The 6,560-nt window shown below is 71.1% G+C and carries 7 protein-coding genes; 2 read left to right on the plus strand and 5 right to left on the minus strand.

Annotation, left to right across the window (positions count from 1 at the left end; genetic code table 11):
* Positions 1-157 precede the first annotated feature (157 nt).
* Positions 158-1,336 carry a hypothetical protein gene (locus ACWC0C_RS27870; protein WP_450866638.1) on the plus strand — a complete coding sequence of 393 codons (1,179 nt, stop codon included), beginning with the start codon at positions 158-160 and terminating at the stop codon, positions 1,334-1,336.
* Between the two features lie 39 nt (positions 1,337-1,375).
* Here ACWC0C_RS27870 and ACWC0C_RS27875 read toward each other — a convergent pair whose 3' ends face one another.
* From ACWC0C_RS27875 to ACWC0C_RS27885, 3 genes are all read right to left on the minus strand, one after another.
* On the minus strand, positions 1,376-1,897 hold the full coding sequence (locus tag ACWC0C_RS27875; protein ID WP_450866621.1) for a GNAT family N-acetyltransferase: 522 nt from the start codon (positions 1,895-1,897) through the stop codon (positions 1,376-1,378).
* 89 nt (positions 1,898-1,986) lie between these two features.
* A complete protein-coding gene (locus ACWC0C_RS27880; protein WP_450866623.1) occupies positions 1,987-3,252 on the minus strand; it encodes a KAP family P-loop NTPase fold protein in 1,266 nt (421 codons plus the stop codon).
* 85 nt (positions 3,253-3,337) lie between these two features.
* Complete coding sequence (locus ACWC0C_RS27885) at positions 3,338-4,201, minus strand: NmrA family NAD(P)-binding protein (RefSeq protein ID WP_450866624.1); 864 nt, start codon at positions 4,199-4,201, stop codon at positions 3,338-3,340.
* A 105-nt stretch (positions 4,202-4,306) separates the two neighbouring features.
* Here ACWC0C_RS27885 and ACWC0C_RS27890 point away from each other — a divergent pair, with 105 nt between their 5' ends.
* Positions 4,307-5,053 (plus strand): TetR/AcrR family transcriptional regulator, encoded by a 747-nt coding sequence (locus ACWC0C_RS27890; protein WP_450866626.1) that lies wholly within the window; start codon positions 4,307-4,309, stop codon positions 5,051-5,053.
* Between the two features lie 5 nt (positions 5,054-5,058).
* On the opposite strand, the gene ACWC0C_RS27895 is transcribed toward ACWC0C_RS27890, so the two are convergent.
* The gene (locus tag ACWC0C_RS27895) at positions 5,059-5,190 is read right to left on the minus strand and encodes a hypothetical protein (RefSeq protein WP_450866628.1); all 132 of its coding nucleotides are present in this window, start codon (positions 5,188-5,190) and stop codon (positions 5,059-5,061) included.
* A 72-nt stretch (positions 5,191-5,262) separates the two neighbouring features.
* Positions 5,263-6,231, minus strand: a complete 969-nt coding sequence (locus ACWC0C_RS27900; protein WP_450866629.1) for an AraC family transcriptional regulator — start codon at positions 6,229-6,231, stop codon at positions 5,263-5,265.
* Positions 6,232-6,560: the final 329 nt, after the last annotated feature.

Here is a 6,560-nt window from a genome sequence, read left to right on the forward strand (position 1 = left end):
CGGACGAGCGGCTCGCGGCCCCCACCCCCTCCTCGTCCACGGCCCCGAGTCCAGCGGCCGACCCGACTGAGGCAGCCGGCCGAGCCGCGGTTCACCTCCCCGGCCGTGGTCCGGATTGCGCTCGGGTTCGTCGCCGCTCATCGTCGGAAGGGTGAGCATGTCCTCCGCGTTGCGGCGGTCCGACAGCCCCCGCGAGACCGGACGCGGTCGGATGGAGGGTCCCCCGGGCGTTCTCCGGGCCCTCGCCGTCTTCGCGGCCGTTCGTCTCGTCGGGGTCGCCTTGGTGACGGTGGTCGACGGATTCGCCGGCCGCCCGTTCGGGAAGAGCCTCGCCCATGCGTGGGACTCGGTCTGGTACCTGCACATCGCCGAGCACGGCTACGGCACCACGTTGCGCATCACCGCCTCGGGCGCGGTCCAGACGGACTGGGCGTTCTTCCCGCTGTATCCGGGACTCATCCGGGCCGTGAGCGGCTTACTCCATGTGACCGCGGGTCAGGCCGGTCTGCTGATCGCCTGGAGTTCCGCGGTGCTCGCCGCGTACGGCATCTACGCGATCGGCCATCATCTCTACGGCGGGACGGTCGCCACCGCTCTGGTCGCCCTGTGGGCCGTACTGCCGCAGTCGGTCGTCCTCACCCTGGCCTACACCGAGCCGCTGTTCACCGCATGCGCCGCCTGGTCCCTGTATGCCGTGCTGCGGTGCCGCTGGCTGGCCGCGGGCGTGCTGGCGCTGCTGGCCGGCCTCGCCCGGCCGAACGGCATCGCAGCGGCTGTGGCCGTCGCCGCCGCGGCCGTGCACGAGGTCGTACGGGGGCGTGCGCGCGTTTCGCCGGCACTGCTGGCCGGGACACTGCTCGGTCCGCTGGGCTGGGCGGGCTATGTGCTGTGGGTGGGCACGCGGACCGGCGACCTGTTCCACGGCTACCTGCATGTGCAGAGCGCCTGGAATTCACGCCTGGATCTGACGGTCGGGCCCCTGCGGTTCCTGGAGTCGATGCCCTTGCAGGGCAACGTGACCTATCCGGTGGCCGTGCTCGTCGTCGTGGCGGGCATCGTGTCGTTCTGCCTGCTGTGCCGGGACCGCGGCCCGCTGCCTCTGGTGGTCTTCGCGGGCGTCCTGCTCCTGCTGGTGGTCGCGGTGTCCGGCCCTTCCTCCTCCAAACCCCGCTTCCTCCTCCCGGCGTTCCCCCTGCTCATCCCGCCGGCTCGCGCCCTGGCACGAGCGTGGCGGACCAACCCGTCACCCCGGGCCCGTCTGCTGTGCGGCGGCCTCGCGGCCGTGTCCCTGCTCTACGGCGCCTACCTGGCGGCTCTCGCCGGTCAGGCCCCGTAAGGCCCGCCGCGCGGAGCGTGCGCCGGTTTCGAGTACGGCTCACAGGTCCTTGCGCATGAGGACGCACATGGTCTCGTACCGGCGGATCACACCGTCCGGTCCTTCCTCGTCCCACGCGTCCGGCGCACGGCCGTACGCCACATAGCCCAGGCGCTCGTACAGCGCACGGGCCCGAGGGCTGCCCTCCTCCACGGCGAGTTCCGACCTGCGCAGGCCGCGTCCCACGATGCGCTGTTCGGCGGCCCGGATCAGCAGCGTTCCCAGACCGCGGGACTGCAGCGCCGGGAGCACGGCGAGCTGCCACAGGGTCCCTGCGCCCTCGGACACCTGGTAGTCGACGCCGCCGATCGCCACCGGCAGATCGGCCGGGGTGCAGACGGCCAGGTAGTCCACCTCTCCCGCCGCGGCGCGCGCCAATTCCCGCTCGACCTGCCGCAGGTGGGTGGCCGAGCCGGACCAGGTGCATGCGGGCAGATCCCGGGGCAGCAGGTCACGCACGCAGACGGGCAGGACGAGGGTCGCTTCGGTCGGCCGACCTTCACTGCTCACCGGCCTGGGCATACCTAGGGCCTGTCCGGCGGATCCTGTCGCAGACGCGGGGGCTGATGAGGCGCCGTCACTTTCCTGCGACCTGATCCGCCGGACAGGCCCTAGATGTCCTCGGGACCGGCCGTGCTGCGCAGTGTGCTGATCATCGCGAGGACGGCCGGGCCGTCCGGCGGGGTGAGACGCTCCGTGTCGCCGTGGGTCAGGAGTCGTTCGAGGGCCCCGTCTTCGACGAAAGGGCGCAGGTAGTCGGGCAGGTTCATGTGGAGGCGCCCACGGTTGCTCGGGGAGAGCTGGACCTGGTCGAAGAACGTCGCCAGGATCTGCCACGAGTAGGGTTCGGACGTGAGGACGTGGAAGAAGTCGCGGTGTCGCGTCCGGATGATGAGCAACTCGGCGAGCTGCAGCCGGAACTCACGGGTCAGACCGCGCCTGGTCTGGGCATGGTGGACGGCCAGAGCCATGTTGTAGACGTTGATGTAGCGCTTGAGCCGACGGGGATTGCCGCCCAGGCCACGGCGGAGCAGTTCCCAGAAGAAGGCGTCGTCCGCCAGGTCGGAGACATAGGGCTTGAACACCTCGCGCAGGGTGTCGAAGCCGACGTCCGGCAGGAAGAAGGGCAGTTGGACGATCTTGTCCAGGTAGGCCATGCCGGAGACCACTTCGGAGGGTGCCCCCTTGAGGGCGTCGCCGAACTTGTTGGTGGCGATCGCGGCCAGCACGTCCAGGTCGAGGGCCAGCACGAAGACACACTGGGAGTGGGCGAGAAAGAGCTTCAGCGACTCCAGCACCGTCATCGCCGACTCGGGGGTGCACCGGTCCAGGTCGTCCACGAAGACCACCAGCCGGCCGCCCTCACCGACGAACTCCTGGACGGCGTCCGCGAAGTCGAACTCGAAGCTGTTCACCTGCCGGTACTGCTGGGAGTCCTCCTCGGAAAGGCTCTTGAGCAGTTCGTCGACGTCACCGCCCTTGATGACACCGCCGGTGCCGAGCGCGGCCGCGGTGCCCAGGCCCGCGCGCACCGAGAGCCACGTCGCGGCCTTGGCGAGCCGGACGGCCTTCTCCTTGAGGGTGTCCTTCTTCTCCATCTCGGCGAGGATGGTGTGCAGCAGGGCCGCCCAGACCTCGACCTTGCGATCGTACTTCCAGGGGTTGAACCAGATCGTCCTGGTCGACTCCGTCTTCAACCGCCGCTCCCACAGCCGCAGGAAGCTCGACTTCCCCGCACCCCAGGAGCCGAACACGCCGACGGTCAACGGCAGCGGCGTGGCCTGCTGCACCGCCGCGTGCAGGACGTCGACGTACGGGCCGAAATGGAACGAGTCGTCCGCGGGGCTGGTGACGGGGTTGTCGGTGAGAGGACGCAACTGACCTTCTCCTGTGTACCGGATTCCAGTGCCGGGGGCGATTATCGCGCCCTCCCAACGTGCTGTCAGGCGAACGGAGTTGGCGTCAGGCGCTGGACAGCCGCCCACGCAGCACCGCCTCCATCGTGACGGGTTCGCGACCGATGAGGGCGGCCAGGGCCGGGTCCACGGCCGTGAACTCCCCCGCGCGGGCGGCGGTGAAGATGCCCAGCAGCTGGTCGGCCGTCTCGGCGGGGACGCCTCGGCCCACCATCTGCTCCCGGAAGTGGCCGTCGGGAACGGAGATCCGCGTGATGGTGCGGCCGGTGAGTTCCCCGGCGATGGCGGCGAGGTCGTCGAAGGTCAGCGCCTGTGCGGCGGTGAGCGGCGGGGTGGGGCCGTCGAAGCGCCCCTCGTCGGCCAGGACGGCGGCTGCCGCGTCGGCGAGGTCGGCGTGCGCGGTCCAGCAGACCGGCCCGTCGGCGGGGAGTACGACCTCGCCGGTCTCCAAGGCGGGACCGAGGAACTGCAGGGCGCTGGCGGCGTGGAAGCCGTTGCGCAGCGAGGTGAACGGCACGCCGCAGGCACGCAGCGCCTCCTCGGTGGCGGCGTGGTCGCGGCAGGCCTGGAAGCGCGAGGCGGCGCCGGCGCCCATGTGGCTGGTGTAGAGGATGCGGCGGGCACCCGCCGTTACGGCCGCTTCGATGGCGGTCCGGTGCTGCCGTACGGCCTCTTCGCCGAGTTTGTCGACCGAGACGACGAGGACCTGCGTGGCGCCCTCGAAGGCGTGGGCGAGGCTCGCGGCGTCGCTGAAGCTGCCCTGCCGTACCCGCACCCCTCGGTCGGCCAGGCCCTGTGCCTTGCGCGGGTCGCGGACACTCACGCCGATCTGCTGCGCGGGTACGCGGGTGAGCAGCCCGTCGACTATGCGGCGCCCGAGCTGTCCGGTGGCTCCGGTCACGATGATCACGATGCTCTCCAGGGAAATTCGAGGCCGATCACTGATTCCAGTGATATCAACTTCACGTTATCACTGATATTAACGATGGAAGCAATGATCCGATACCATCGATTCATGCCCTCGCGTACACACAGCCGGAGCGACGACCCGGCCACCGACGCCGACAGCGCTCCCCCGGTCCGCGAGCAGACCCGGCAGCGGGTCATCGAGGCCGCCATCGACCTGCTGGAGCGCGCGGGCCGGGACGCGGTCACCACACGCGCGGTCGCCGACGCGGCGGGGGTACAACCTCCGGCCATCTACCGGCTGTTCGGCGACAAGGACGGGCTGCTGGAAGCGGTGGCCGAGCACGGCTTCGCCACGTTCCTCGCGAGCAAGCACGTCGACCCCGACCCGCCGGACCTGATCGCGGACCTGCGGGCCGGCTGGGACCTGGCGGTCGAGTTCGGGCTGGCCCATCCGGCGCTCTACACGCTCATGCACAGCGAGCCCACGAGGGCCGAGTCGCCCGCTTTCCGGGCCGGCATGGAGATCCTGAAAGGGCGGGTCCGGCGCCTCGCCGCCGGAGGCTGGCTACGCGTCGACGAGGAGCTCGCGACCGCGCTCATCCATGCCACGGCGCGCGGGGCGGTGCTCACCTGGCTGTCCCTGCCGGAGGACGACCGCCCCCCGGCCCTGCTGACCGCACTCCGGGAATCCATGGTCGCCGCCATCACCCACCAGGAGCCCGTCGTGCAGGACACCGGACCGGCCGACGCCGCCCGGGCCCTGCGCGCCGCGCTCCCCGAGCAGACGGTCCTCAGCGGCGCCGAGCAGCACCTGCTCCGCGAGTGGCTCGACCGCCTAGCCGCCGACGGCTAGTGCCGTCAGTGTCCGACGGTGGGGTAGGCGACCGCCCCGCGTATCTCCAGGGTGCGGGCGTCGAGGATCCGGTGGCGGGGGTGTCTGCCGTCCTCGTCGGAGTCGACCGTCGAGGCGATGACGGTGCCGGCGTCCACGAAGCCGCAGGTGCAGTTCCAGCACGACCCAGCGACGTGGTTCCGACGGTAACGGACCCCACTGACAACGGCTCAGTTGTGGGTGGTGGCGTCGGGTCGGCGTGTCTGCCGGCGCCACATGGAGGGGGTGGCGCCATGGAGGCGTTTGAAAGCGACGCTGAAGGCGAACGCGTCCTCGTAGCCGACCTGGTGGGCCACGGTCGCGATGGTCGCCTCGGTGTCCCGGAGGAGGTCCGCCGCCAGGGCCATCCGCCAGCCGGTGAGGTAGGTGAGCGGCGGCTCGCCGACCTGGGCGGTGAAGCGCGCGGCGAACGCGGCGCGGGACATGCCCAGGCGGGTGGCGAGTCCGGCCACCGTCCAACGCTGCCCGGGATCCTGGTGCACCAGGCGCAGCGCCTCGCCGACGGCGGGATCGGTGAGCGCCCGGTACCAGGCCGGGGGCGTCGCCTCGGGTCTGGCGCACCAGGCTCGCAACGCCAGTACCAGCACGAGGTCGAGCGCCCGGTCGATGACGGCGTCCTGTCCGGGTTCGTCACGGGCGATCTCGTCGGCGAGCAGTTCCAGTGCCGCCCGGGTCCGCGGTCCGGCGGGCACGATCGCCGTGGGCGTGAGCAGGCCCAGCAGCCGGTCGCCCACATCACCGCGGAGTTCGTAGGCGCCCCGGAGGAGGACCGTGGCCCCGGGCAGGCCGTCCCCGTACGTACGCGGAGCCAGACCGCGGGAGACGTCCGCCGCTGACTCGTCCCGGTCGATCACCTGTTTCTCCCGGCCCCGGATCACGACCTGCGGCGGGGTGGTCGGCGCGTCGGCGATCGTGTACCGGCTCGTCGCGCTGATGAGGGCGATGTCGCCGGCGGCGAGGCGCACCGGCGCAGCGTCCGGGTCGTCGAACCGGACCGAGGCGTTCCCAGCGAGCGTGGCCACGACCGTGAGGGGAGGCGCATCGACGAAACTCAGCGACCACGGTGGCCGCTGGACCAGTTTCCTGACCACTGCGTTCCTGGCGCGAGCCCGGTGCAGCAGGTCACTCAGCACGTCCATGCCCGCCCCCCAACGCTGGACGATCACAAAGGGCTTCTCGATTGTCTCCTCTGCCTGGACGAGGCCAGGAAATTCCCGCAGGCCCATGACGCACCACGACCTCGACTCCCTCGCGCGGCGCGCCGGCCTCAGCGCCCGGCATCTCGGCCGTCTGTTCCGCGGCCAGACCGGGATGCGGGGCGGGCACCGCACCACGGCCACGGCTACGGCTACGGCTGCGGCGCCCGGGGGCCGTAGCTACTTGCCCCTGAAAAAGTGTTTGGGCTGGTGACGGGGCTGGCGCTGTAGGACGGCTCTGTGCCGCTGGCTGGCGGGGGCATATCTCCCTC

The sequence above is a fragment of the Streptomyces sp. NPDC001709 genome, from assembly GCF_053596375.1.

Excerpts from the sequence above, each read along its gene's own strand:
- ACWC0C_RS27870 (WP_450866638.1), top strand. The coding sequence starts at position 158 with ATGTCCTCCGCGTTGCGGCGGTCCGACAGCCCCCGCGAGACCGGACGC.
- ACWC0C_RS27890 (WP_450866626.1), top strand. The coding sequence starts at position 4,307 with ATGCCCTCGCGTACACACAGCCGGAGCGACGACCCGGCCACCGACGCC.
- ACWC0C_RS27900 (WP_450866629.1), bottom strand. The coding sequence starts at position 6,231 with ATGGACGTGCTGAGTGACCTGCTGCACCGGGCTCGCGCCAGGAACGCA.
- ACWC0C_RS27875 (WP_450866621.1), bottom strand. The coding sequence starts at position 1,897 with ATGCCCAGGCCGGTGAGCAGTGAAGGTCGGCCGACCGAAGCGACCCTC.